The following is a 244-nucleotide window of genomic DNA, read 5'->3' as shown; positions in this document are numbered from 1 at the left end:
GTCGCACAGCCGGATCGGCGCATCGTCGCGCAGGCCCGCGCGATGCGAGTAGGTGCGGCAGGCGACATCCAGCGACGCGCCCGTGTGCAGGATCACGTTGCCGAACGTGATCGCGCCGCCAGGACCCCACGGCCAACGCTCGAACACGAGGGCGAGATCGCGCGCGCGCCAGACGGGTCGCGCGCCGAACGCCAGACCGGCCGCGCCCGCGACCAGCCCGATCAGCGAATTGGGGGCGGTCCAC

Annotated in this window: 1 pseudogene; it reads right to left on the bottom strand. The window is 73.4% G+C overall.

Annotated features, from left to right (window positions below):
• Window positions 1-244: pseudogene (locus SB719_RS22045) on the bottom strand (hypothetical protein); the annotation flags it as partial.

Source organism: Pantoea sp. SIMBA_079 (genome assembly GCF_046940275.1).
GTDB classification, from domain to species: Bacteria; Pseudomonadota; Gammaproteobacteria; order Enterobacterales; family Enterobacteriaceae; genus Pantoea; species Pantoea borealis.
The sequence above is the reverse complement of the archived record's forward strand: the minus strand, read 5'-3'. Positions and strand labels throughout refer to the sequence as shown.